At 72.2% G+C, this 25197-nt stretch carries 24 protein-coding genes; 11 read left to right on the top strand and 13 right to left on the bottom strand.

Annotated features, from left to right (window positions below):
• Window positions 1–14 precede the first annotated feature (14 nt).
• Window positions 15–956, bottom strand: coding sequence for a DUF1731 domain-containing protein (locus AB0N27_RS06895; RefSeq protein ID WP_364364320.1), 942 nt, complete (start codon window positions 954–956; stop codon window positions 15–17).
• Window positions 957–1156: 200 nt separating this feature from the next.
• On the opposite strand from AB0N27_RS06895, the gene AB0N27_RS06890 reads away from it, so the two are divergent.
• The gene (locus AB0N27_RS06890) at window positions 1157–1543 is read left to right on the top strand and encodes a YciI family protein (RefSeq protein WP_364364317.1); all 387 of its coding nucleotides are present in this window, start codon (window positions 1157–1159) and stop codon (window positions 1541–1543) included.
• Window positions 1543–2757, top strand: a complete 1215-nt coding sequence (locus AB0N27_RS06885) for a DUF6596 domain-containing protein (RefSeq protein WP_364364314.1) — start codon at window positions 1543–1545, stop codon at window positions 2755–2757. Before AB0N27_RS06890 ends, AB0N27_RS06885 begins: the two co-directional genes overlap by 1 nt.
• A gap of 30 nt (window positions 2758–2787) precedes the next feature.
• On the opposite strand, the gene AB0N27_RS06880 is transcribed toward AB0N27_RS06885, so the two are convergent.
• Complete coding sequence (locus AB0N27_RS06880) at window positions 2788–3597, bottom strand: hypothetical protein (RefSeq protein ID WP_364364311.1); 810 nt, start codon at window positions 3595–3597, stop codon at window positions 2788–2790.
• A gap of 121 nt (window positions 3598–3718) precedes the next feature.
• The gene (locus AB0N27_RS06875) at window positions 3719–4966 is read right to left on the bottom strand and encodes an MFS transporter (protein ID WP_364364308.1); all 1248 of its coding nucleotides are present in this window, start codon (window positions 4964–4966) and stop codon (window positions 3719–3721) included.
• Window positions 4967–5089: 123 nt separating this feature from the next.
• On the opposite strand from AB0N27_RS06875, the gene AB0N27_RS06870 reads away from it, so the two are divergent.
• Complete coding sequence (locus AB0N27_RS06870) at window positions 5090–6061, top strand: LysR family transcriptional regulator (RefSeq protein WP_364364305.1); 972 nt, start codon at window positions 5090–5092, stop codon at window positions 6059–6061.
• On the opposite strand, the gene AB0N27_RS06865 is transcribed toward AB0N27_RS06870, so the two are convergent.
• Window positions 6048–6764, bottom strand: a complete 717-nt coding sequence (locus tag AB0N27_RS06865; protein ID WP_364364302.1) for a TetR/AcrR family transcriptional regulator C-terminal domain-containing protein — start codon at window positions 6762–6764, stop codon at window positions 6048–6050. The genes AB0N27_RS06870 and AB0N27_RS06865 overlap by 14 nt on opposite strands.
• Before the next feature lie 28 nt (window positions 6765–6792).
• Between AB0N27_RS06865 and AB0N27_RS06860 the strand changes: the two genes are divergently transcribed.
• The 5 genes from AB0N27_RS06860 to AB0N27_RS06840 all read left to right on the top strand — a co-directional run bounded on the left by AB0N27_RS06860 (window position 6793) and on the right by AB0N27_RS06840 (window position 10365).
• Window positions 6793–7917, top strand: a complete 1125-nt coding sequence (locus tag AB0N27_RS06860) for an FAD-dependent monooxygenase (RefSeq protein WP_364364299.1) — start codon at window positions 6793–6795, stop codon at window positions 7915–7917.
• A 54-nt stretch (window positions 7918–7971) separates the two neighbouring features.
• Window positions 7972–8637, top strand: coding sequence for a uridylate kinase (locus AB0N27_RS06855; protein ID WP_364364297.1), 666 nt, complete (start codon window positions 7972–7974; stop codon window positions 8635–8637).
• 52 nt (window positions 8638–8689) lie between these two features.
• The gene (locus tag AB0N27_RS06850) at window positions 8690–9250 is read left to right on the top strand and encodes a GNAT family protein (RefSeq protein ID WP_364364294.1); all 561 of its coding nucleotides are present in this window, start codon (window positions 8690–8692) and stop codon (window positions 9248–9250) included.
• 22 nt (window positions 9251–9272) lie between these two features.
• Window positions 9273–9479 carry a hypothetical protein gene (locus AB0N27_RS06845; protein ID WP_364364291.1) on the top strand — a complete coding sequence of 69 codons (207 nt, stop codon included), beginning with the start codon at window positions 9273–9275 and terminating at the stop codon, window positions 9477–9479.
• Window positions 9480–9588: 109 nt separating this feature from the next.
• On the top strand, window positions 9589–10365 hold the full coding sequence (locus AB0N27_RS06840) for a hypothetical protein (RefSeq protein WP_364364289.1): 777 nt from the start codon (window positions 9589–9591) through the stop codon (window positions 10363–10365).
• Between the two features lie 48 nt (window positions 10366–10413).
• Here AB0N27_RS06840 and AB0N27_RS06835 read toward each other — a convergent pair whose 3' ends face one another.
• The 7 genes from AB0N27_RS06835 to AB0N27_RS06805 form a co-directional block, all read right to left on the bottom strand.
• Entirely contained in the window at window positions 10414–13419 is a 3006-nt protein-coding gene (locus tag AB0N27_RS06835; RefSeq protein WP_364364287.1) for a S8 family serine peptidase, read from the bottom strand.
• Between the two features lie 275 nt (window positions 13420–13694).
• Entirely contained in the window at window positions 13695–14264 is a 570-nt protein-coding gene (locus tag AB0N27_RS06830; RefSeq protein ID WP_364364285.1) for a hypothetical protein, read from the bottom strand.
• A 159-nt stretch (window positions 14265–14423) separates the two neighbouring features.
• Window positions 14424–16217 (bottom strand): PIG-L family deacetylase, encoded by a 1794-nt coding sequence (locus AB0N27_RS06825; RefSeq protein ID WP_364364283.1) that lies wholly within the window; start codon window positions 16215–16217, stop codon window positions 14424–14426.
• A 668-nt stretch (window positions 16218–16885) separates the two neighbouring features.
• Complete coding sequence (locus AB0N27_RS06820) at window positions 16886–17689, bottom strand: sugar phosphate isomerase/epimerase family protein (RefSeq protein WP_364364280.1); 804 nt, start codon at window positions 17687–17689, stop codon at window positions 16886–16888.
• The gene (locus tag AB0N27_RS06815; RefSeq protein ID WP_364364277.1) at window positions 17686–18840 is read right to left on the bottom strand and encodes a dihydrodipicolinate synthase family protein; all 1155 of its coding nucleotides are present in this window, start codon (window positions 18838–18840) and stop codon (window positions 17686–17688) included. Before AB0N27_RS06815 ends, AB0N27_RS06820 begins: the two co-directional genes overlap by 4 nt.
• On the bottom strand, window positions 18837–19988 hold the full coding sequence (locus tag AB0N27_RS06810; RefSeq protein WP_364364275.1) for a Gfo/Idh/MocA family oxidoreductase: 1152 nt from the start codon (window positions 19986–19988) through the stop codon (window positions 18837–18839). The genes AB0N27_RS06815 and AB0N27_RS06810 overlap by 4 nt, the downstream gene beginning before the upstream one ends.
• Before the next feature lie 41 nt (window positions 19989–20029).
• Window positions 20030–20374: a hypothetical protein gene (locus AB0N27_RS06805; protein WP_364364272.1), complete on the bottom strand. Its 345-nt coding sequence runs from the start codon at window positions 20372–20374 to the stop codon at window positions 20030–20032.
• 92 nt (window positions 20375–20466) lie between these two features.
• On the opposite strand from AB0N27_RS06805, the gene AB0N27_RS06800 reads away from it, so the two are divergent.
• Window positions 20467–21531 (top strand): LacI family DNA-binding transcriptional regulator, encoded by a 1065-nt coding sequence (locus AB0N27_RS06800; protein ID WP_364364269.1) that lies wholly within the window; start codon window positions 20467–20469, stop codon window positions 21529–21531.
• Window positions 21528–22541 carry a phosphotransferase gene (locus AB0N27_RS06795; protein WP_364364267.1) on the top strand — a complete coding sequence of 338 codons (1014 nt, stop codon included), beginning with the start codon at window positions 21528–21530 and terminating at the stop codon, window positions 22539–22541. Before AB0N27_RS06800 ends, AB0N27_RS06795 begins: the two co-directional genes overlap by 4 nt.
• A gap of 51 nt (window positions 22542–22592) precedes the next feature.
• Here AB0N27_RS06795 and AB0N27_RS06790 read toward each other — a convergent pair whose 3' ends face one another.
• Complete coding sequence (locus AB0N27_RS06790) at window positions 22593–23255, bottom strand: fasciclin domain-containing protein (RefSeq protein WP_364364264.1); 663 nt, start codon at window positions 23253–23255, stop codon at window positions 22593–22595.
• Between the two features lie 133 nt (window positions 23256–23388).
• Here AB0N27_RS06790 and AB0N27_RS06785 point away from each other — a divergent pair, with 133 nt between their 5' ends.
• Complete coding sequence (locus AB0N27_RS06785; protein WP_364364261.1) at window positions 23389–23874, top strand: GNAT family N-acetyltransferase; 486 nt, start codon at window positions 23389–23391, stop codon at window positions 23872–23874.
• A 12-nt stretch (window positions 23875–23886) separates the two neighbouring features.
• Here the strand turns inward: AB0N27_RS06785 and AB0N27_RS06780 are convergent, their stop codons facing one another.
• The gene (locus AB0N27_RS06780; protein WP_364364258.1) at window positions 23887–25173 is read right to left on the bottom strand and encodes an MFS transporter; all 1287 of its coding nucleotides are present in this window, start codon (window positions 25171–25173) and stop codon (window positions 23887–23889) included.
• Window positions 25174–25197: the final 24 nt, after the last annotated feature.

Raw genomic sequence — 25197 nt, 5'->3', positions numbered from 1 at the left:
CGATCGACTCGCGATCAGCCTCGCCGGCGCCGTGTCGCCAGGTCCGTCGCCGCGGCCGGCCACCGCGGATGGTCGAAGGCGAACCCGGCGTCGGAGAGCCGAGCCGGGGCGACCCGCCGGCTCTTGAACAGCAGTTCGGTGTCCGACCGGAGCACGAACGCGCCCATCTCGGCCATCCACCTGGTGGCCGGCAGGCCGACCGGCACCCGCCACGCCGAGCGCAGCTCCCGCATGAACTCGCCCTGCGGCAACGCGCCGGGGGCGGCGAGGTTCACCGCGCCGCTCAGGTCGTCGCGGTCGATCAGGAACTCCACGGCCCGGACGAAGTCGAGGTCGTGGATCCACGAGACGTACTGCCGGCCGCCCGCCACCGGTCCGCCGAGTCCGAGTCGGGCGAGCCAGCTCAGCACGTCGAACACCCCACCCCGGCCGGGGCTCATCACCATGGCCGAGCGCAACGCGACCTTTCGCGTGTCGGGGGTCGCCGCCCGCTCCTGAGCGGCCTCCCAGTTCTGGGCGATCTCGACGCTGTAGCCCCAGTAGCCGGGCACCCCGTCCTCGCCACCGCCGATCAGACCGTCGTACTCGTCGTTTGCCGCGTCGAAGCGGTGGGCGTAGATCGTCGCGGTGCTCATCTGCAACCACACCCGGGGTGGCCGGGCCGCCGCGGCGATGGCGTCGCCCACCACCCGTGTCGACTCGACCCGCGAGCACATCATGGCGTCGAGGTTCGCCGGCGTGTACCGGCAGCTCACACTGCGCCCGGCCAGGTTGATGACCACATCGCTGCCGTCGATCTGCTCGACCCAGGGACCAGGGGTTACGCCGTCCCAGCGGACCTGACGTGGGCCCCGGGGTGAGCGCGTCAACAGCACGACATCGTGGCCCGCCGCGGTCAACGCCCGATCGAGGATCGTGCCGACCTGTCCGGTCCCACCGGGAATGACGACCTTCACGGTCCCTCCACATCGGAGACTCTATTTGAACATGTTCAACAACACCTCCGAGGGTACGCCTCGACCGCCCGGACCGCCGGCCCGAGGAAGCGGCTGCGTCACGGCGGGAGATTTCCCGAGCGTCGTGTCGATCCGCGGCCCGCTCGTTCGACGTACGGTGCGAGGGCTGAGAGGCGGCCCCGCCGGACGAGGAGAACGCGATGCCGAAATTCATGCTGATCATGCGGGGCACCGACGAGTCGAACGCGGCGGTGATGGCGTCGATCGACGAGGCGATGGCCACGACCGGCCGGTACATCGAAGAGATGATCAAAGCGGGCGTCCTGCTGGCAGCCGAGGGGCTGGACGATCCGGCCCGGGGCGTCGTCGTCGACTTCAGCGGCGAGACCCCGGTTGTCACCGACGGGCCGTACGGAGAGACGAGGGAACTGTTCGGCGGCTACTTCCTGCTCGACGTCGCCTCGCAGCAGGAGGCGGTCGACTGGGCCCGACGGTTCCCGGCGATCCGCGGGACCAAGCTCGAGGTCCGTCGGGTGGCCGAGGCCGACGAGGTGCCGCGGCTCAACGAGAGCAACGGCCAGGTCTGATGGGTACGGCCGACGTCGAGGCCGTCTGGCGGGCCGAGTCGGCGCGGATCGTCGCCGCCTTGACCCGGTTCACCGGCGACTTCGGCCTTGCCGAGGACGCGGCCCAGGAGGCGGTAGCCGACGCGCTGGTGTCCTGGCCGCTGGCCGCCCCGGCCAATCCGGCCGGCTGGCTGATGGCCACGGCCCGCCGCCGGGCGATCGACGCGATCCGTCGCCGGACCGCCCTGCGGGACCGGTACGCACTGCTGGCGGCCGACCCGGCGGTCGACGACGACATCGACCCGGACCGGATCGACGACGACGTCCTGGCCCTGATGTTCGTCAGCTGCCACCCGGTGCTCTCCCGCGACGCCCGGGTGGCGCTGACCCTGCGCGTGGTCGGCGGCCTGTCCAGCGAGGAGATCGCCCGGGCGTTCCTCGTGCCGGTGCCCACCGTGCAGGCCCGCATCACGCGAGGCAAGAAGACGATCGCGGCGGCCGGCGTGCCGTTCGAACCGCCGGCCGCAGGCGAGCGCCGGGAGCGGTTGGGCGGCGTGCTCAGCGTCCTGTACGTGATCTTCACCGAGGGGTCGACTGCCACGTCGGGCGACAACCTGCTGCGCCCCGACCTCGCGTCCGAGGCGATCCGGCTGACCCGCACGCTTGCCGCCCTCCAGCCGGACGAGCCGGAGGTGCACGGCCTGCTCGCGCTGTGCGAGCTGACGGCCGCCCGCTTCCCGGCCCGGACCGCCCCGGACGGCTCACCGATCCTGCTGGAGGACCAGGATCGCCGACTGTGGGACGTCGCGGCGATCCGCCGTGGGCTGGCCGCGCTGGCCCGGGCGTCGACCCGCGGCCTCGGCCCGTACGGCCTGCAGGCCGCGATCGCCGCCACCCACGCGTCGGCACCCTCGGCCGAGGAGACCGACTGGGACCGGATCGTGGCGCTCTACGAGGCGCTCGGCCGGGTCGCGCCCTCGCCGGTGGTCGAGCTCAACCGGGCGGTGGCCGTGGCGATGGCCTCTCATCCGGCGTCCGCCCTGGCCATCGTGGACGACCTGGTCGCCGCGGACCGGCTCCCCGGTTCGCATCTGGTTCCGACGGTACGCGGGGAACTGCTGGTACGGCTCGGGCGGCGATCGGAGGCGCGCGCCGAACTGGAGCTGGCGGCCGGGCTCTGCGCCAACCAGCGCGAACGCTCGGTGCTGCTGCGCAAGGTGGCCGCGCTGGAGTGACTCGAACCGAAGGCCGTCCGTCGCCCAGCCCTAGTGACGCAGGTGCGTGCAGTGGGCGACTGTGGCGTCGTCCGGGACCTGAGCGCCGGGATCCCGGGCTTCGGCCTGCCGGACGCGGGCGATGACGCCGGCCGGCCCGCCGGCGCGCAGCTGTTCCAGGAGGCCGGGCCAGTCGGTGAGGCCGTACGGGTCGACGACGCGGCTGGCGCCGTTGCTGACCAACGCCACAGCGTTCAGGTCGGCGAGGGAGCTGCTGCCGGTCACCGCCTCCCGCGCGGCACGCCTGTCGTCCTTCGCGATCCAGTAACCACCTGGCCTGTTGCGCCGCGCCCGCAGCGCGGCGACGCAGGAGGCGTGGACGCGGTCGTACTCAGGTGTTCCCGGCGCGACGCCGTCCAGGGGTGCCGCGCACTCGCGCCTGGCGCTCACCTCACGCTCGTCGGTGATCACCAGCGGGCCGGCGCGGGAGTGGTCGAGGACGAGGAAGGAGTCCGCGAGCAGGAGATGGTCCAGACGTCCCCGGCGGACGCGGACCAGCGCGACAGTGGACTGCGGGCTGGCGGGGTCCGCGATGTCGCAGGTGTCGGCGTGCTCGGCGGCGGTCTCGCCGATGGCGGCGGCGAGGATGGCCCCGAGGTCCCGTCCGTCGTCGCGGGACAGGTGGCCGAGCAGCGTGCCGCCGAGGCGACGCGTGTACCAGACGACGCCGTGGGAGCAGAGCGCTTCGGCGCCCGGGATGCCGGCGCCGTCCAGCAGCACGACAGCGCCCGGAACAGCACCGACGAAGTCCTCGTTCGGCCGGCCGGCCCTACCGGCGCTCGTCGCCAGGCTGACGCGCACCCGTGGGCTGCTCGGTTCGCAGGGGCAGGGAGGTCGGCGCCCCGAGCGGCGACGTGTGCCGGGGAGGGGTCGTCACGTCGGACATCTGCACAGTCTGCGGCACGCGGTGCGTCGCCGTGGGTCAGGCGACCCGGACGTCCTGGGCGGGTGAGGCCGGCTCGGGGGCGGACCAGTGTGTCCGTCCGGGCAGCAGGAGCGGGGTGGCGAGCAGGAGGACGCCGGACATGGTGATGGCGGCCAGCGGGCTGGTGAGGGTGGCCAGAACACCCCAGATCACCATCAGGACGGCCTGCAGGAGTTTGCCCGTGGCGCTCCACGTGCTGAGGATCCGCGCGGTGTGGTCGGCGGGAATGCGGTGCAGGCGTTCGGTGGCGGAGACCGGGTTGAAGATGCCCATGCAGGTGATCAGCAGGCCCTCGACGAGGATCAACGTGACGAGGCCGGGGATGCCGGGGCCGACGAACGCCAGACCGAGTGGGAAGAGCGACCGCAGCCAACCGGAGACGATCATGACCCGGTGCCGACCGTGGCGGGCCACCAGACGCGCGGACAGCCGCGCGCCCACGAAGCCGCCGAGCGCCGGAACGCCGAAGGCGAGACCGTACTGCCAGGCCGGGAGGTGGTACTCGCCCAGCAGGAGGACGGCCAGCAGCGGAGCGGTGGCCATGATGAGGCCACCGACCACTATCGAGTTGAGGAACAGGCCCCGCAGGACGCGGTCGCCGAGGATGAAACGCCAGCCCCGCAGAAGGTCGACGGCGCGCAGCCGGGTGACCCGGTCCCGGGGCGCCGCGACGTCACCTCCGCCGACGCGTCCGACCGCGATCGCGGACAGCAGGTAGCTCAGGGCGTCGGCCAGGACGGTGACGACCGGTCCGAGCAGTCCGACGAGCGCGCCACCGAGGGGCGGACCGGCAGCGGTCGCCACCCAGCTCGTGCCCTCGAACCGCCCGTTCGCCACCAGGAGGTGGTCGCGGCGGACGAGGTGTTTCAGGTACGCGCCGGACGCGGCGGCGAAGGTGATGCCCGCCGTCCCGGAGATGACCGAGACGACAAGCAGGTGGCCGTAGGAGAGCAGACCCAGGGCGTACGCGACGGGCACGCTCGCCATCGCGGCGAACCGGGTGAGGTCCATCACGATCATCACCGGCCGTTTGGCCCGGTGCTCGACCCACGGCCCGAGCGCGACGGCGACAGTCGCCGAGACGGCGAGCCCTGCCGCGTCCAGGAGCGACACGGCGAACGCCGGCGAGCCCAGCACGTTCACCGCGATCAGCGGGAACGCTCCGAAGGCGATCCACGTGCCGTAGGTGCTGATCGCGTACGCCGACCACAGCCACCCGCAGTCGGGGCCCAACCGTACGCGCATGCGACCCCCTCGCCACAACCGATGTCCGGGCCTGCGCAGCACACCTGGCGCACCCGCCGCAGGTCAAACAACCGCCAGGCCGGCGAGCCACAACCATCGGTTGTGCGTTCGCATAATGGGCAGGTGGATACCGAGGGGGTGCGGTCGTTCGTCCGCGCGGCGGAACTCGGGCAACTGCGACACGCGGCCGACGAGCTGGGCGTGACGCAGCAGGCCGTGTCGAAGCGGGTCGCCGCTCTCGAACGCGAACTCGGCGTGCGGCTGTTCACCCGTACCGCCCGAGGGGTCGAGCTGACGCTCGACGGCCAGGCTTTCCTCGCGCACGCCCGGGCCGTCGTGGCGGGGGCCGACCGCGCCATCGCCGCGATCCGGCCGGGCTCGCGGGCCCTGCGGATCGACGTTCTCGGCCTGCGGTCCGCGCAGGCCGTGGTCCTGCACGACTTCTGGCGCGCGCACCCGGAAACCGCCCTCGACGTGGTGACCCTGCGCGTCGACGACCCGCGCGCGGCGGTCGCCGCGGTCCAGGCCTGCGAGGTCGACGCGTCGTTCCGCTCGGTGACCGACAGGGCCACGCTGCCGCGCGACGTACGGATGATCCACGCGTTCGACTCCCCGCTGGAACTCCTCGTCGGCCCGCGACACCCGCTCGCCTCCGCACGGACGCTGACACCCGCCCAGCTGCGCCGGCACCGGATCTGGGTGCCCGGTATCGCGCCGCGCAGCGAGTGGGCGGACTTCTACGACCAGCTCGTCACCCACTTCGACCTGCGCGTCGACGCGGCCGGGCCGCACTTCGGCGACGAGGTGCTGCTGGACGTCCTCGCGGACTCCGCCGACGTGGCGACCCTCGTCGGCTCGCGCGACAGGTACCTGTGGCCGGCAGGCCACGACCTGCGCCGCATCCCCATCGTGGGCCCGACGCTCGCCTACCCGCTCTCACTCCTCCTGCCGCGCGCGAATCCGCACCCCGGTCTGCGGGCCGTCATCGCGCACCTGCGGGGCCTGCCACCGCTCCCGCCGGACACCTGGCGTCCCTCCTGGGCGGCGACGGCCGATCCGGGTTGCGACGAACGCCCGCCGGTCATCCGCCGGTGACACCGTCCAGGACGGTGGTCAGGTTGTGGCTGAAGGTCTCCTCGGCATCGAGGTGCGCGCCGTCGATGACCAGCCGGGCGACTGTGGGATACCTGCCGGTCTCCAGCATGCGGGTGAGGTAGGGGCCGAGGCTGGCCTGCCAGGCGGCCTCGTCGGTGCCTGTGGAGCGGGCGGTGCGACGCTCGGTGACCTCCCTGCGGATCGCCCCGACGAGGAAGCCGTTGAGGGCGCCCAGTGCCCGCTGAAGATCGCCGACGTCGCGCACCCGGGGTGACCGGCTCAGCGCCGCCGCGGTCGCCTCGCCCACGGCGAGCGCGTGAGGACCCAGATGCGGCCGTGCGCCGAGCAGGTCGGAGAACCACTCGTGGTCGAGGGCGGCGCGGCGGGTCGCGTGGGCGATGGCCAGCACCGTGGCCCGCCACTCCTGGTGCTGGTCGACCTCGGCTATCCGGGCGTAGACGACGTCGACCATGAGGTCGAGCAGCTCGGACCTGTTGAGCACATAGTCGTACAGCCGCATCGGGCCGACCCCGAGCTCTTTGGCGATCTTGCGGATCGACAGCCCGTCGAGGCCGTGCGCGTCGGCGAGCCGGATCGCCGCCGCGGCGATCTTCTCGCGGCTCAGCGGCACCGGAACCGCCCGCGGCTGGGGCTCGGGCCGTTCCCAGACGGGCAACGCCGCGCTACCGTACGGTGTATCCACCAATACAGTGTACGGCAAGGGGACGAAGATGCGAATCGCGATCGCCGGTGGCGGAGTTGGCGGGCTGACGTTGGCGCGGGTCCTGCACCTCCACGGCATCGGCTCAGTGGTGTACGAGCGCGACGCGGACCGGACCGCCCGGTCGCAGGGCGGCACGCTCGACCTGCACCCGGAGTCCGGGCAACGGGCCCTGGCCGAGGCGGGCCTCGCCGACAGTTTCCGGTCGCAGGCACGGCCCGAGGGCGAGGAGCACCGCATCCTCGACCCGAACGGCCGGGTCCTGGTGCACCACGAGCCGCAACCAGGATCGTTCTCCGGGCGTCCCGAGATCGACCGCAGCGCGCTGCGGGACCTCCTGCTCGACTCCCTCCCGGGCGACACGGTCGTCTGGCAGCGCCGGCTCGTCGCGGCGACCCCGCGACCTGCCGGAGGTTGGGAGCTGACGTTCCAGGGCGGCCACCGGAGCGACTGCGACATCCTCGTCGGCGCGGACGGCGCACGCTCGATCGTCCGACCGCTGCTCGTCGACGTCCCACTCTCCCCGGTGTCCACTGTGGTGGAGCTGGCCGTCAGCGACGTCGACCGCCGGCACCCCCACCTCGCCGACCTGGTCGGCCCCGGAAACCTGTGGGCCGTCGGCGTGAACCAGATACTCTCCGCGCAGCGCCTCGGCGACGGCAGCCTCCGCGTCGGGATCTCGCTGCGCGCGGGCGACCACCCCCTCGACGCCCTCCGTGACAAGTCCGCGCTGCTGGACATCTTCGCCGGCTGGGACCCCCGCCTCACCGCGCTCATCGAGGCCGCCGACAGCCCGCCGACGCCGCGCGCGATCGAGGCGACGCCCACCGACACGCGCTGGTCCAGCCGGCCGGGTGTCACGCTCATCGGCGACGCCGCGCACCTCATGGCGCCGGTCGGCGAGGGCGCCAACCAGGCCATGCTCGACGCCGCCGAACTCGCCGCCCGACTCGCCGCCGACCCTGCCGATCCGGACGCGGCGATCCGGACGTACGAGGACGCGATGTTCGCCCGGATCCACCCGATCGCCGAGATGTCCGCACGGGTGCAGGCGATGATGCTGTCCCCCACCGCGGCGGACGACATCGTCCGCTTCTTCACGCGCCGGCCCGCCGAACCGGCGTCCACCACCTGAGGCGCCGTGCCGCCGGACACAGCGTCCCTTCGCCAGGCAAGGACGGGGCAGGACATGGAGCACGGCACCCGCGACGAGATGCTGCGCCGCCTCGCCGACGCGGTCGCAAGCGTCGCGGTCGCCCACCCGACGCGGGTCGCCGTCGACGGACCGCCAGCGACAGGCAAGACCACCCTCGCCGACGAACTGGCATTCGTCCTGCGGCAACGGGGCCGCGACGTCATCCGGGCGACCGTCGACGATTTCCTCTTCCCCAGGGCGCAGCGCTATCCGCGCGGCGAGTACTCGGCCGAGGGCTGCTACCACGACACCCACGACCGCGACGCGCTGAACCGGGTCCTGCTCGACCCGCTCGGCCCGGGCGGAGACCGGCGCTTCCAACCCGCTGTCTACGACCACACGACGGACGGCGTCCTGTCCCCGCCGGTCACGACCGCCCCCGCCGACGCCGTTCTGCTCTTCGACGGCGTCTTCCTCCTGCGCCCGGAACTGATCGACAGGTGGGACCTGCGCGTCTTCGTGTCGACCACGCTCGACAGGACAGTTGAGCGCGCGCTGGTCTGGGAACGCCGGCCCGACGTCGAACGGCGCTGGCGCGAGCGCTACATCCCCTCCCAACAGCTCTACTTCGCCACGGCCCACCCGACCGATCACGCCGACATCGTCGTGCACAACGACGAGCCCCAACGACCAGCCTGGGAGATCCGAGCAGACTCCTGACGGCCCGATAATCGGGCGTCCCGCAGGGGCGCGTCGGCTAGCGTGCCGCCTCATGGAGAAAACCGCCGTACGCACCGAACGCCTGGAGCTCCGTCCGGTGCGGGACGAGGACGTCGACCGGATCCTGGAGTACCGCAATCTGCCGCAGGTCACGCGCTGGCTACTCCGTACGCGGGTCGACCCGGCTTCCTTCCGCGCGGCGTGGCAACGCGCGGCGGCGGACCCCGACGACCACAGCATGGCGGTCACGCTCGACGGTGTGGTGATCGGAACGGTCTCGCTCGACGTCGTCGACGGCATGGGCCAACCCGGCATGCCATCGCGGACCGAGGCCCGGCTCGGCTATGTGTTCGATCCCGCCTACGGCGGCCACGGCTACGCGACAGAGGCGGTCACCGCGATGGTGGCGCATGCGTTCGGCCAGCTGGGCGTCCGGAGGATCACCGCCGGCTGCTTCGCGGACAATCTCGCCTCGGTGCGCATCCTCGAGAAGGTCGGGATGCGTCGTGAGCAGCACGGCGTCGGCGATTCCTGGCACGCTGAGCGGGGCTGGGTGGACGGTTACACCTACGGCCTCCTCGCCGAGACCTGGCGTCGGGAGGCGACACGGTAGGAGCAGCCGAAGAACCTGAGGCATGCGGGAGGCCCCGGGCAGGAATTGGCGCGCCACCGCCGCAGCGCCGTCCGGGCAGAGCATCACCGACTACGCGTGGGACTTCGGCGTCAACAGCGCGATCACCCACGGCGCGACGCTGCGGTCGACGAGTCACAGTTACCCCCGCAAGGCCACCTGCACCAGCGGAGAGACCCGCTCGATCAACCTGACCGTCGCTGTCACCTGATCACGGGCCGGTGACGGGCGGGCGGTCGTCCGCCCGCCCGTCACCGTCGTGCACGCGTTTCCGTTGGGCGGGCGGGGGGCACTGGTCGGGCAGAGGCGAGGGGGAAATGATGAACCGGCACACACCGCCACCGACCATCCGAGCGCCGCGGGTGCTCGCCATCGTCCTGCCGTTGCTCGGCACCGTCACGCTGGGCAGTGCGTGCACGGCGGGCGACGCGGGGACCGACGCGGTGTCGTCGACCTCGTCGCCGACGACAGCGACGACGGCGACGGCCACCCCGAGCCAGACGGACCAGCCGTCCGCGAGCCCCGGCGCGCCGACGACCATTCCGACGTCGGCCTTCGTCGAGCTGCCCGCCGAGCTGCGCAAGTCGCCCCGGCGCACGACGCCCGTCGCCGAGGCCCTACCGAAGCTGTGCGGCAACGAGTTCGGCACCGGTGGCCGGCAGGTCACCGCGAGCGCGGCGATGACCGTCACCTACAAGAAGGCCGGCGAGCCGGACACCAACGTGCCGCAGGGCATGATCCACCAGACCATCTTCACCTTCGACGGTGACGGCGCCGTGGCCTACCTGCAACGCCTCCGCGACGCGGTGAAGGCGTGCCCCTCGTACGACCAGGGCGACAACCCGGTAGCGGTCAAGAGCCAGGTGTTGCCGGGTGTCGGTGACGAGGCGTTGCTGGTGTCCCGCGCGTGGGCGGAGACGAGCCTCAACGGCGAGCGGACCGGCGGCGACGCCTCCAGCCAGATCGCCGTGGCGCGGGTCGACGGAGTCGTCACCGTGTTCGACGACCAGGGCTGGGAAGGCAGCAGCGGCAACCCCGCCATCCTGGACCGCACCGTGCGCGACGGTGTGAAGAGCATCGACGCCTGGCAGCGCTGACAAACGCGGGGCGGTGCCCGACGGCACCGCCCCGCGTTTTCTCATGTACTACTGCCAGGCACTCTGCTGGGTGGAGACGAGGTTGCCGGGGATGACCGTGCCGTTGGTGCGCCACTCGGTGTACGCCCAGAAGTCGCCCTCGGCCAGTGGCCCGTTCGGCTTCAACGTGAAGTTGACGCTCTGACCGCGCTCCGTCGTCGGCGGTAGCGTCAACGTGGCGGGCGAATACGTCGCGTTGCGACCGATGATGGTGTGCCGCAGTTCGAAGTCGACGACCGGGGCACCGGGCACCTGCGCGAACACGTACGCGGTGTAGCGCCCCGGCTCGGGCAGGAACTTGTACGCCTGCTCCAGGCTGGTCCAGTACCTGTCACTGCTGTAGACCAGGGTGTCGCCCTTGTAGAGGTACAGGTCGAGGTTCGTGTTCGGGTCTTCGGTGTCGGCCTCGACGATGATGCCTGCGGTGTTCGCCGGCACGGTGAAGTCGACCTTCTTCACGCCGGAGGCGCTCGGGTCGAACACGCCGCCGTAGACGCCTGCCGGCATCGAGTACGACGTGCGCCGCACCGGCGTGTAGCCGGTGCTGCGACCCGCGAGCGGCCCGGTGAAGCCCGGCTGGATCATGCCGAAGGAGCCGCTTGTCATCCGGCCGAACTCCTCGCCGTCGTCCCCGTAAGGCCGGGGGCTGATCCCCCACGGGCGGGCGGCGACCGGGATCCGGGCGTTGTGCGCCCTGCCCTTCCAGGTGATCGACCCGGTCACGTACCGGTCGAAGGGCGCGCTCCCCCGGCGCAGCGTGATGGTCACCGTGACGGACCTGCCCGGCGCCAGCGTCACCGACGCGGGCGTGACGGTGACCTTCATGCCGGCCAGGCCGGACACCGCCGACCGGTAGGTCTCCCGCTCCCTGCCCACGTTGGTCAGGGTGCGGGTGACGGTCACCGGACGGGTCCCGTCGTACTCGCGCAGCGAGATGGCCGGCAGGTTGAGTTCCTTGCCGTCGGGTGCGGCCGTCTCGCTGAACTCGGTCAGCTCCGCCGCCGTCGGCTCGATGACCAGTCCGGGGTCCTTGGCCCGGGCGAGGTTGATGAAGCCGCTGCCCTGGTCCAGAGGGCTGCTGGTGCCGACGGTGTCGGTGGCGGTGGTCCGCAGCGCCGAGGCGACCGCGCCCGGCGACCACTCCGGGTGCGTGGCGCGCAGGATCGCCGCCGCGCCGGCCACGTACGGCGAGGCCATCGAGGTGCCCGAGTACGCGTCGTACTGCCGCCCGAAGTTGCCCGCCGGTGACACCGCGGCGATGATGTCCGACCCCGGCGCGACCAGGTCCGGCTTGAAGACGCCGAAGGTCACCTTGTCCGGTCCGGTGGAGGAGAAGTCCGCGACGCTTGGTACGCCGGGGACGCTGGAGCCGTCACCGCCGCTGCGCAGGGACACAGTCGCGTCGGCGGGGTGGCGCATCAGGTAGTTGAAGAGGATGCCGGCCTGCTTCTCGGTCGGCAGGTACACCACAGGGAAGTTGTAGATCGAGTTGACCCGGTAGTTGCCGACCGGGTCGAACAGCACCATCGCGGCGCCGCCCTTCTCCTTGACCTCGGCGGCGGAGCCGAACGTGTCGGACAGCGCGCAGGCGACCACCTTGCCCTTGATCTTGGCGGGGTCGAGGCTGCCCGGTTCGCAGTACACCGCGCCCAGATCCGGTGATCCGGCCCGCTCGCCGAAGACCATCGCGCGCGAGGCACCACCGGGCAACGCGTCGAGCGAGCCACCGACCAGCTTCGTGCCGTCACCCAGCTTGACCGTCGCCTCGTCGAGGTGCGTCACCGCCGCGCCGACAGTGGTCACCCACGGCGCCGCGTTGCTGATGGCACCGCTCACGATGCCTGTGTTCCCGGCCGACGCCGCCACGAAGACCCCGGACAGGGTGGCGTTGAGGAAGGCGATGCCGATGGGGGTGTTCGCCTCCCAGTCGCCGAGCTCCGAGCCGATCGAGAAGTTCAGGACCTGCACGCCGTCGGCGACGGCGGCGTCGATGCCGGCGATGATGTCGGCGTCGTAGCCCATACCGCCCCAGAGCACCTTGTAGACGGCGATCTGGGCGTCCGGTGCCACCCCGGAGATCGGGTCGAAGCGCCGGCCGTCGATGGTGACGTCCGAGATCGGCAGACCGGCCGCCGTGGACGCGGTGTGCGTACCGTGCCCGGCCATGTCGCGGGCGGACAGCACCTCGCCCTCGGGTACGGAGCCGCCGCCGGCGAGCCACGTGTCGGCGAAGTACCGGGCGCCGACGATCTTGCCGTTGCAGTGCTCGGCCACGAACGCGACGCCGGTCTGGCAGGTGCCGCGCCAGCCGGCGGGGGCGGGCATCTTCCTGGCGAACGACGCGCTCTCCGGCCAGATGCCGGTGTCCAGGACGCCGATCACCATGCCCGCACCGGTGGCGGGGCCGGGCTTGGCCGGCTTGGCCGGCTTGGCCGCGCCCTCGGCCGTCGTCGGGTCGGCCCCGGCCGTGGTGGCGGGGGCCGAGGTGCCGGGGGCAGGCGCGAGTGGCGCCTTCGAGCGGGTGCCGAGGGCCTGCGCGGCGGTGACGGCACGGACACGCTTGTCCGCCCGCAACGCGGTCGCCTGCTGGGCTGTCAGCTTCGCCGAGAACCCGTTGAAGGCGGTGGTGTACGCGGCCTTGACCTGCACACCTACCGCGCCGGCGACGGCGGTCCGCTGGGCGTCGAGGTGTCGGCGGTACGCCTGCGCCGGCCCCGACGTGACGTCCAGGCGGTTGCCGGGCGTCGGCCGGGTCCGCGTCAGCCCCGAGGTCCCGCCGACGTACGTGGTGAGTGGTTCCTCGGCCAGTTGGACGACGTACACGCCCGTTCCGGTCGCGTCGACGGCAGCCTTCGGGCTGTCCGCGCGCTCGCTGTCGGGGCGACGGTCCGCCCCGTCGGTCAGGGTGACCTTCCGGTCGGACCCGCCGGAGAAGTAGCCCACGCCGTTGTGGGGCGGCCCGTCTCCGGGGGCCGCCGACGCCGGTCCCGCTACACCGGTTGTGCCGGTGATCATGGCGACGACCAGCGCCGGTAACGCCAGTCTTCGCAGCCTGTTCCCGCTCGTGCCGTTAGCCACGAGGCTCCTTCCGCCTGCTCCCTGTGGAGCTGCCCTCATCGATCGCGATCCGCCAGTGGGAGCGCTCCCCCACCTAAGCCGTCGATGGTTAATCGACGATTTGCGCGGTGTTACGGATCGCTGGTGCACATAAGATCACGATGTGTCAGCCGCGCCTAGATCACTTTCTTACGGCGCGGCCGGAGCAGGGCGTACGCCCCGGCGAGGGCCCGTCAGGCCTGGAAGTCGACGAGCAGCTGATCACCCTTCTCGGTCACCCGGAACTTCACCGGCCGGGCGAGTCCGAACTGGACGAAGCACATGCCCTCGGCGTGCCAGACCGCGGTGTTGAGCACCAACGGGTCCCGCTGCGGCACAGGCCGCTGCCCAAGGATGGTGTCGCTGCGCCCGACCTCCAGGTGCACGGTGTACGGCGCGTCGACGATCGGACGCCGCAGCTGCGGGTCAGGGTCGGCCAGCACCGTGTAGAAGCGCAGCGATGCCAGCGCGGCAGGGGCGGCAGTCGCCGGACCGGGCAGGGCGAAGTCGAGGACCGACCGGACGTAGCCGGCGCCACGGTTGTCCGCCAGACGGATGCCCTGCAGGCGCGGCATCGGCTGGGCCGCCTGCCGCTGCGTGTCGGGGGTCGGATGCCGGATCTCGGCGCGACGGACGAAGACCCCGGCCCGACCGAAGGCGCCAGGTGTCGAGGCGGACTCCGGGACGGCCGTCGCGGAGGCCGGCCCGGCGGGCTGCGAAGGCGTCGGCTCCCGCAGTGGGATCTTCCATCCGACACCGGTCATGGCAGACGTCAGAACGAAGCTGCGACGACGCATTGTGCGTTCCCCCGTGCGAATCGTGCCCGTGCCCCGGGCAGTCGGTGGCATCCCCGGAGCGGGCGCTCCAGGGTTCTTTCGGTACGTCGCTCCCGACGCCGGCCGGGCTGGCCGGATGCCGGGGAGCTACGCGGGAAGCGGTTGCCAGGAATCGAACGTGCGCCCGCCGACGCTGTCCTGGCGGCTGGCGTTGACCAGACCGTCCACACCGATGCGGAAGACGTTGATCAGGCCGGCGGCGTCCACCGCGGCGGCGAAGTCGATGGTCGGACCGTCCAGCGGGGTCCAGGCGTCGTCGTACGAGCCGCCCGATGTCGACTCCATGTTCACGCTCACCGCCGTGTCCGAGCCCAGCGCGAAGAGGGTGACCGGCGCGTTGCCGTCGGACGGGTTGCTGACGATCGCCACCTCACCCGTTCCCGTCGGGCCGGTCACGATCGTCGGCGTCGCGTCGAACGTGCCGCCTGACGACACCTGGCGGAAGATCGCCACCTCCGCGCTGCTCTCCAGCCGGTAGGCCAGCCGCAGGAGGTTGTCCGCTCCGATGGCCACCTGCGGCGAGCTCGCGGGAGCGGGGGTCGGAAGGGTGTTGAGGGCGAAAGCTCCGTTGGGCTGGGTCTGTGCCCAGTGCAGGACTCCGGTCCTGGTGGCGGCGAACACCTCGATCCGGCCGTTCGGGTTGAGAATCGCGGCGATGGCGTCCTGCGCGTCCGTGCCCCGCAGGTCGGTCCAGCCGCCCCAGCTGCCGTTGGCGCTGGTCTGGGCCTTGGCGCTGAGCCCTCCGCCGCCGTTCTTCAGGAAGATCTGCATCCGGCCGTCCGCGTTCCGACTGACCGTCGGGACGCCGATCTGGTCGGCGTTGCTCAATCCCGCGTTGGGGCTGCCGAAATCCACCCACGACGTGAGCCAGCCGCCGTTCGGCTGGGTCTGGAAGGTGGTGACGATGTGGTGGTCCGAGAGGCGGCGGGCGAAGATCTCGAGGCGGCCGTCGGCGTTGCTGCCCACGGCGAGGGTCGGCGCGAGCGGACCGCCGGCCCCATTCATGGCGAGGGGCGCCGACCAGCTGCCGGTAACGGTCTGCCACTGGGTGTGGACGACCCCGTTGCGGACGACGAACGTCTGGAGCCGTCCGTCCGCGTTGCGATTGACCCAGGCGGTCCCCCGAGCCCACCTGCGGTACGCCCGGGCCGGCCAGTTGTTCGGTGCGTACTTCACGTCGTAGTTCGCGTACAGGCTGAGCGTGGCGGTCTTGTCGGCGACCGCCGCGGCCGACAGGTTGGCCACGGACTGGCTGATCTCGTAGTCCCGGTAGCTGACCTGGATCGCCTTACTCGACGACGACGTGGCCGCATCGGTGATGAAGCGGACCGTCGCGCGGTGGTCGGGGTGTTCCTGCGGGCCGTACCGGACATCGGGGTCGAGGTCCTGAAACCGCAGCACCGTCGGCTGGTACGTCGCGAGCAGGCCACTGAGCACGGCTGTGACGTCGGCCCGCTTGTAGGAGAACGACGTGGTCACCACCCCGGTCTCCGGAATGACGGACGTGTCTGTCGTCCCGCTGTAGATGTTGGCCAACTGGCCGTCGTGCAGGTTGAGAAACACAAGCGCCACGTCGGGGCGGGCGGTCAACCGGTAGCGCTCCACCTGCCTACCCGCGATCGTGAGCAGGTCCCCCCGCCAGTCGGCCTGACCCGGGGCGATGGTCGTCACGCCGGCCATGCGGGCGTAGGCGTCCTGGACCCCCCGCTGCCGGTTGCGGGTCCGCTGCGCGTCGGTGGTGCCGGTGCCGGTGAGGTTGCCGGCGCTCAGGTACACGGTGACGCTGGGAACGCCGGCCGCGATGCTCGCGCTCACGTCGGGGTTCATGAACAGCAGGTCGTCGTCCTCGTGCGCGACAACCTGCATGATCAGACTTGGCATGGCGATCTGCACCTTTCCGGGCTAGCGCACGACGAATCAGGGCACCGCCACAGGTGGCGGTGCCCGATCCGGGTCTGGAAGGGCGGCCAGCATTGCATGATCGTTCTGGGCCGCGCTACCCCGCTTTCCGGTGTCTGGCGTGCCCGGCACGGCCGTCGGCGCGATCCGTTCGGAGCCCCTGTCGGCGCAGGTCATCGGGCGAACGGAGGCGGCACGGCGGCACGGCGTGACTGATCGCCGGGCACGATGTGGTCCCACCTCGGGGTTCGTGATCGGAGATATCGACGTGGGTTTCTCGATGGAGGCGGCGACGGCGCGGGCCGGTGGCACGGGCGGGAGAGACGGCGGCGGCGACCGGCCGGTCCAGGCTCGAGCCACCTCGACATTCACGTGTGACCGGACGGTCGCCTGACCTGATCCGAAAGGGTTTTCAGGTTTGGGCGATGGTCGTAGGCGATTCCGCAGACCGGTGAGGCGGCGCCGCCAGAGCGCCGTGCACGCCCCGCGAGCAGCAACCCCAGCAGCGGGGCGGAATCCACCCCGGCGAGCGCACAGGTCACCGCGAGCACCGCCGGCGGCATCCGGCACCCGGCACCAGGCACCAGGCACCAGGCGGGCACGGTCCGCGCGGCGCGGCCCCGCCGCGGGGCCCGCCGTCCGACTGTCGCTCAGACGACGTGGCGCAGGTAGCCGGCGACCGACGCGTCCAGCACCTCCGCGCCCGGACGCGCCCACACCTCGGCGGAGAACACCTCCACCTCGATCGGCCCGGCGTAACCGGCCGCGTCCACCGCCTCGCGCAGCCGGCGCAACTCGATGCACCCCTCGCCGGGCAGCGCCCGACCGAGCAGCACCCCCTCCGGCAGCGGGGTCACCCAGTCGCAGACCTGGAACGCGGCGATGCGCGCGCCGGCCCGTGCGATCTGCGCGTAAACCGTGTCGTCCCACCAGACGTGGTACGCGTCGACGACCACGCCGACCACCGCCGGGTCGAACCGCTCGGCGATGTCCAACGCCTGGCCGAGGGTCGCGATGACGCAGCGGTCGGCGGCGAACATCGGGTGCAGGGGCTCGATGGCCAGTCGTACCCCGGCCGCCGCCGCGTGGGGGGCCAGCTCGCCTATCGCGTCGGCGACCCGACGTCGGGCGCCGTCGACGTCCCGGCTGCCGGCCGGCAGCCCGCCGGAGACCAGCACCAGCTCCGGGGCGCCCAGGGTGGCCGCCTCCTCGACGGCCCGCAGGTTCTCCGCACGCCAGTCGTCGGCGGAGAAGAAGCCGCCCCGGCACAGCGAGGTGACGGTGAGGCCGGCGTCGCGGACCAGTTTCGCCGAGCGGGCCAGCCCGTACCCGGCCACCGGCTCCCGCCACAGGCCGATGCCCGGCACACCTGCCGCCACGCAGCCGGCCACCACCTCGGGCAGCGGCCAGCGCTGGGCGGTGGCCTGGTTGAACGAGAACCGCGCGAGGCTCACTGCTCCACCCCCGCCACCGTGAACAAGGCTCGGGCGCGGGCGGCGGCCAGCTCGGCGTCGGGCAGCAACCCGGCCGCGTCGGCAAGGGTGAGCAGGGTGGCGAGGTGCGCCGGAGACCGGCCGGACTGCGCGCCGCCGACCATGGTGAAGTGGTCCTGGTGCCCGGCCAGCCAGGCCAGGAACACGATCCCCGTCTTGTAGTGCCAGGTCGGCGCCGCGAACAGGTGCCGGGCCAGCGGCACGGTGGGCGCGAAGATCTCGTCGTACGCCGCCACGTCTGCCCGATCCAGGGCGGCCAGCGCGGCGGCGGCGGCCGGCGCGATGGCCGCGAACACCCCGAGCAGCGCGTCGGAGTGGCCCACCTCGTCGCCCCGGATCAGCTCCGGGTAGTGGAAGTCGTCGCCTGTGTAGAGCCGCACCCCGGCCGGCAGCCGACGGCGCAACGCGACCTCCCGGTCGGCGTCCAGCAGCGACACCTTGATGCCGTCGACCCGTGACTGGTGCGCCTTGATCAGCTCGACCACCGTGTCGGCGGCCAGGTCCAGGTCGACCGCGCCCCAGTAGCCGGTGAGCGCCGGGTCGAACATCGGGCCCAGCCAGTGCAGCACCACAGGTTCGTCGGCGGCGCTCAGCAGCTCGTCGTACACCCGCAGGTAGTCCTCGGGGCCGCGCGCCGCGGCGGCCAGGTGCCGGCTGCACATGAGCACCGGCCGGGCGCCTGCCGCGCCCACGTCGTCGAGCTGTTCGGCGTACGCCGCGGTCACCGCGGCAAGGGTTGCCGGGCCGGCCGGCAGCTGGTCGGTGCCGACACCGGCGACGATCCGGCCGCCCACCGCGCGGGCCTCGGCGGCGCTGCGCCCGATCAGTTCCCTGGTCGCCGGGTAGTCCAGCCCCATCCCCCGCTGGGCGGTGTCCATCGCCTCGGCAACCCCCAGCCCGTACGACCACAGGTGCCGCCGGAACGCGAGCGTGGTGTCCCAGTCCACGGCCGCCGGGGCGCCCGGCGCATTCTCGGCGCCCGGGTCGGCGACCACGTGCGCGGCGGCGTACGCGACGCGACTGGTCGCGGGCGTCGACGGCCTGGCGAACCCACCGCCCCCGGTCAGCAGGTGACGCCGCCCTCCGGGCAGTACGACCTCGGCGGCGCTCACGCCCGCAGCTCCGGCACCTCGACGCGGACGCCGTCGCGGGCCGCGCGCAGCCCCAGTTCGGCGAGCTGCACGCCGCGCGCGCCGGCCAGGAAGTCCCACCGGAACGGCTCGCCGGCCACGACGTGCCGCAGGTACGCCTCCCACTGCACCTTGAAGCCGTTGTCGAACTCCTCGTTGTCGGGCACCTCGGTCCACTGGGCGCGGAAGTCCTCGGTGAGGGGCAGGTCCGGGTTCCACACCGGCTTCGGGGTGACCGCCCGGTGCTGCACCCGGCAGGTGCGCAGGCCGGCCACCGCGCTGCCTTCGGTGCCGTCGACCTGGAACTCCACAAGCTCGTCGCGGTACACCCGCACCGTCCAGGACGAGTTGATCTGCGCGATCACCCCGCCGTCGAGTTCGAAGACGGCGTACGCGGCGTCGTCGGCGGTGGCCGCGTACGTGCTGCCGGCCTCGTCCACCCGCTCGGGCACGTGCGTGGCGATGACGCAGGACACGGCGTTCACCCGGCCGAACAGCTCCTCCAGCACGTAGTGCCAGTGCGGGAACATGTCCACCACGATCCCGCCGCCGTCCTCGGCCCGGTAGTTCCACGACGGACGCTGCGCCGGCTGCCAGTCGCCCTCGAAGACCCAGTAGCCGAACTCCCCGCGCACCGACAGGATCTGGCCGAAGAAGCCCCCGTCGACGAGCCGCTTGATCTTGCGCAGCCCCGGCAGGAAGAGCTTGTCCTGCACGACCCCGGTGCGGACGCCCGCCGCGTCGGCAGCCCGGGCGAGGTCGAGCGCGGCGGCCGTGTCCTCGGCGAGGGGCTTCTCCGTGTAGATGTGCTTGCCGGCCTCGATGGCCTGCCGGATGGCCTTCTCCCGCTGCTGGGTGACCTGGGCGTCGAAGTAGATCTCGACGTCGTCGCGGGCCAGCGCCGACGTCAGGTCGGTGGTCCAGTCGGTCAGGCCGTGCCGCTCGGCCAGCTCGCGGAGCTTCGTCTCGTTGCGCCCGACCAGGACCGGTTCCGGCCAGATGGTCGTGCCGTCGGTCAGCGTCACGCCGCCGGACTCGCGGATGGCCAGCAGCGAGCGTACGAGGTGCTGCCGGTAACCCATCCTTCCGGTCACGCCGTTGACGATGATGCCGATCGACCTGCGGGTCATGGTGGTCCTTCCGTCGTGCTGGTCGTGCCGATCCCGCGTCCTCAGTGGTTGGCGGCCGCGCTGCCGAGCAACCCGCGCAGGTCGGTGGCGAGTCGGTCGAAGCGGGGATCCGACATCACCTGCGCGTAGTCGCGGTGCGTCGGCAGCTCGACCGCAAAGGTGCGGATGATCGGGCCGGGCCGATCGGCGATCAGGCAAACGCTTTCCTGGAGCGTAGGCGGCACCCGAAAACCAGGCAAGGCCTTTCCTCGATGTGTTTGCGCCGCCGGCGCGACAACCCCTGCGGGACGGTCAGCCGTGTCGTAGACCCGCAGCCGGGACACCCCGATGCCGCCGGGCAGCGCGGCGAGAGGATCGGGCCGGCGTACCGCGAGGCGATCGGACACGGCCGGGCCGCCCTGCGGGAAAGGGCTTTCACTGCGGTACCGTGACGCTAGCCGGCACGGCGAAAAGCCGTCAACAGAACGAGGGGGCGGCCATGGCGACCCTGTCCGACGTGGCGCGACGCGCGGGTGTCTCACCCGCCACCGCCTCCCGCGTGATCAACGGCAGCAGCAAACCGGTCACCGACGAGCTGCGCGAACGGGTGCTGGCCGCCGTCGCCGAGTTGCAGTACGTGCCGAACGCGCACGCCCAACTGCTGGCCCGCTCGCACCGCAGCGCCGTCGGCGTGATCGTGCACGACGTCTCCGACCCGTACTTCGCCGAGATCACCCGTGGCCTGCAACGCGTCGCCACCGACCAGGGCCGGTTGCTGATGATCTGCAACAGCTACCGCGACCCCGACCGCGAACTGGAGTACGTGGAGCTGCTGCGCGGCCACCAGGTGGCGGCGCTGATCCTCGCCGGCTCCGGCTACCACGACGAGGCGTTCACCAGGCAGCTCAACGAGAAGCTCGCCGCGTACGAGGCGACAGGTGGGCGGGTCGCGGTGATCGGCCGGCACGAGCACTCCGGCGACGCGGTGATGCCCGACAACCGGACCGGCGGCTACCTGGCCGGCCGGGAGCTGTGCGAGCTGGGGCACCTGGCGATCGGCGTGGTCGCCGGCCCACGCATCCTCACCACCACGACCGACCGGCTGGCCGGGCTCCGCCAGGCCCTCGGCGAACAGGGCCGGGACCTGCCCGAGCGGCGGATCCGGTACGCCGAGTTCGACCGCGACGGCGGCGCGGAGGCCACCGCCCGCCTCCTGGACGCCGACCCCGAGCTGACCGCGATCGTGGCGCTCAACGACTCGATGGCCATCGGCGCGCTCGCCACCCTGCGGGCCCGGTCGCTGCCCGTGCCGCAGCGGGTCTCCGTGATCGGCTTCGACGACATGCCGATCGCCCGGGACGTCACCCCGCCGTTGACCACCGTGCGGCTGCCCCTTGTCGACATGGGGGTACGGGCGATGTCGCTGGTGCTCGGCGCGGAGACGCTGTCCCCCCGGGTCGAGGTGCTGCCCGCCGAGCTGGTCCGCCGGGACACCACGGGCCCCGCCGCCCGTCCGACGAGCAGGCCGGCGCCCCGGGCGCGGCGGGCCGACACGGCGTCATGACAGTGGTCAGCCCGACCCAGCGTCCCCTCACGACCGACGACGTGGCGTACCTGGTCCGCGCGTCGTTCGGCCCACGGTCCCGGGTCGTCGAGGCGGGCCCGCTCACCGGCGGCGGGTACGCCACCGTGTGGTGGGCCTCGCTCGACGACGGCCGTCGGGTGGTGCTCAAGGTGGCCCCACCTGCCGGAACGCCGCTGCTGCGCTACGAACGAGGGCTCTGCGCGGCCGAGTCCCGATACTTCCGGCTGGTCGCCGAGCGGGCGCCGCAGGTGCCCGTACCCGCGGTGCTGCACCACGGCAGCGATCCGGCGTACGGCGAGTGGCTTGTCACCGCGATGCTGCCCGGCCGTTCCCTGTCCGAGTTGTCCGGGCATGATGTCGACGACGGCCCGGCGCGGTACGACCTCGGAGTGGCCCTCGCCGCGCTGCACCGGGTCACCGGCGACCGGTTCGGCTACGACGGTGGGCGGGCCGGCGGGGCGACGTGGCGGGCGGCGTTCACCGCGATGCTCGACGAGCTGCTCGCCGACGCGGCCGACTGGAACGTCCGGTTGCCCGTCACCGGGGACGACCTGCACGCCCTGGTGCGGCGGCACGCCGACGTGCTGGACGAGGTACGCCGCCCTGCTCTGCTGCACTTCGACTGCTGGGACGGCAACGTGCTGGCCGAGCCCGACGAGAGCGGCAGGTTGCGGCTGCGTGGCCTGGTCGACGGCGAACGGTACCTCTACGGGGACCCGTTGCTGGACCTGGTCTCGCCACGGCTGTTCCGCCGCGTCGAGGACGAGCCGGACCATCCCCTGCTGGAGGGTTACCGGGCCGCCAGCGCCGAACCGCTGGTCCTGGACGACTCGGCGCGGCGCCGCCTCGCGCTGTACCGGCTGCACCTGTACCTACTGATGACCGTGGAGATGCCCAGCCGTGGCATGACCCCGGGCAGCCACCCGGGGCGCCATGAGCGGCTGACGGCCCTGCTCGACGAGGAGATCACCGCGCTCGGTCCGGTCTGACGACCGACGCGGGCGGCGCCCGGCGCGAGGCCGGACGCCGCCCGTCCCTGCTCAGGGCAGGTCGATCGGGCGCAGCACCCGGTCCACGGCGTGCGCGATCTGCCGGTTGCCCTTGTTGACGTCGAAGCTGACCACGCGGGCGTTGCGGTCGTTGGTGTCCGCGTCGACCAGCCGCACCTGCCGGAAGAAGAACAGGTACGTGCGCACGTCGACCTCGATGGTCGCGCCGAGCGCGGTGGTCAGGTCCGTGCCGTCGGCGCGGACCGCCGTGTTGCGGTCGATCGTCGCGCCCGGCACCACGTGGTAGAGCAGGACGTTCTCCACGGTGTCGATGCCCAGACCGGCGACCGCCGCGAACGCGGCGCTCTCACTCGGCAGCTTCGTGGAATCGGTGATCTCGCGTACCAACTGCTGGAAGGCCGCGTCGGTGGGGATGAACGCGGTAAGCGCGACGGTGCCGTCGGTCAGAACCTTGACCGGCGAGTTCGGCTTGGCCTCCAGCACGGCCAGCACGGCCGCGGTCAGCACGTCGAAGTCACGCGAGTTGCGGTCGAAGCCGCTGGTGTCCTTCGTGAGCACCTGGGCGAGGGACGTCGTGCCGAGCGGCTTGGCCTTACCGGTCGCCGAGGCGGCCGGCACGGCGACGGCCGTGGTGGCCAGCGCGGTGGCCATGGCGCCCACCGCCATCCTGGCGGCGAGTCGTGCGATCTTCATCAGCGGGCCTTTCGTCGAAGCGACGGATCCGTGACGTCTCGTCACGACCCATGCTTCGCACCGGGTACGCCCCACGGATGCACCTGCCGTAAACGGATTGTCCGAGCCTCGTGCGGGGCCCTAACCTCGCCCGGTGCTGATTCGGGAGTTCGTCGACCAGGACTGGGCGCAGGTGTGGCCGGTCATCCAGGAGGTGATCCGGGCACAGGAGACGTTCACCTACGACCCCGAGATGACCGCCGAGCAGTCGTACGCCATGTGGGTGGAGTCCCCGCCGGGTCGGACGGTCGTCGCGGTCGACGGCGGGAGGGTCCTCGGCACCGCGAAGATGGGCACCAACCGCCCCGGGCCCGGCGCGCACGTGTCCACAGCGAGTTTCATGGTGGCCGCCGACGCGCGCGGGCGGGGCGTGGGCACCGCGCTGTGCCGCGACGCGCTGGCCTGGGCTCGCGCCCGGGGGTACGCCGGCATGCAGTTCAACGCCGTGGCGCAGAGCAACCGGTCGGCGGTCGACATCTACCGGCGGGAGGGCTTCGAGGTGGTCGGTACGGTGCCCGGCGCGTTCCGCCACCCCACCCTCGGCCGGGTCGGCCTGCACGTCATGTACCTGGAGTTCTGAGCGGGGCTCGTCTCAACCGGTCGAGCCGCCGGCCGGCGCGGGACGGAGCACCCGGTGGCCGCTGGTCGGCTCCGCGCCGGCGCGGCGGATCGGTGTGAACAACCCACCGACGGCGACCAGCAGGCACCCGGCGCCCGCCGCGAGCATCACGGCCTGGACTCCGTACCTGCCGGCGGACCAGGTCAGCACCGCCGCACCTGCCGGCCCCAGCGAGTAGTGCGTGCTCCAGAACGCCGAGGTGACCCGACCGAGCAGGTGGTCAGGGGTGATCTCCTGGCGCAGCGACATCGAGCAGATCCCGCCGATGCTGAGGCAGCACAGGTACACCGCGGTCAGCGCGGTGACCGCCGGGACGCTCGTCGCGACGCCCACGCCGGCCACCGCGCACCCGCAGATCGTGTGCGCGCTGATCCAGGTGACGCCGAAGCCGCGCCGGCGACGCAGTGGGGCCACCAGCAACGCGCCGGCCACCGTTCCCAGGGCCGCCACCCCGAGCACCGTGCCGACGGTGCCCTCGGAACCGCCGAGGTCGTGCGTGACGTGATAGATCAACACGTCGGTGAAGCCGTAGGTGAGGAAGATGAACACCGACAGCAGCACGGTCAGCGCCCGGAGCACGGGCTGTCGCCACAGGAACCGCGCCCCCGCCAGGAACTCGGCAAGCGGGCGCTGACGCACGGCCGTGACGTCGTCGCCGACCTCGACGGGCCGCAGTCGGATCAGCCACAGACCGGCCGCGGACAGCGCGAAGCTTCCCGCGTTGACGGCGATGGCTGTCGCCGGGCCGAAGCGGGCCGACACCACACCGGCGAGCAGCGGCCCCAGCACGGCCATCGCCGCGTACGTCGCCTGCAACCGGCCGTTGGCCTCGGTGATCCGGTCGGAGTCGACGAGGTTGCGCACCGCCGTCACCGCGGCGACCTGGAACACCATGCCCGCCGCCTCGCAGATCGGCAGCACGACGAAGAGCAGCCACACCTGCGGGCCGGCGAGCCACGCCAGCGGCACCAGGGCGTACAGCATCAGCCGGGCCAGGTCCGCCGCGATCATCAGGGCGCGGCGGTCGTACCTGTCGACGAGCACCCCGCCGAAGATGCCGGCCACGACGGACGCGGCGCCCGCGACGGCGGTGAGCAGACCCATCCGCGCCACCGACCCGGTCGCCTGGAGCACCAGCAGCGGCACCGCCAGGTAGGCGAACGCGTCACCGGCCGCCGAGAGCGACTGCGCGATCCAGTACGTGCCGAAGGTGCGGTCCCGCCACAGCGACGGTCGGCCGGTGCCGGCAGGTCGGCTCATGGCGCCGAGGTTAGTACGCCGTCC

Source organism: Micromonospora sp. NPDC093244, assembly GCF_040683695.1.
GTDB lineage: Bacteria > Actinomycetota > Actinomycetes > Mycobacteriales > Micromonosporaceae > Micromonospora.
This window is presented reverse-complemented; position numbering and strand designations above follow the sequence as displayed.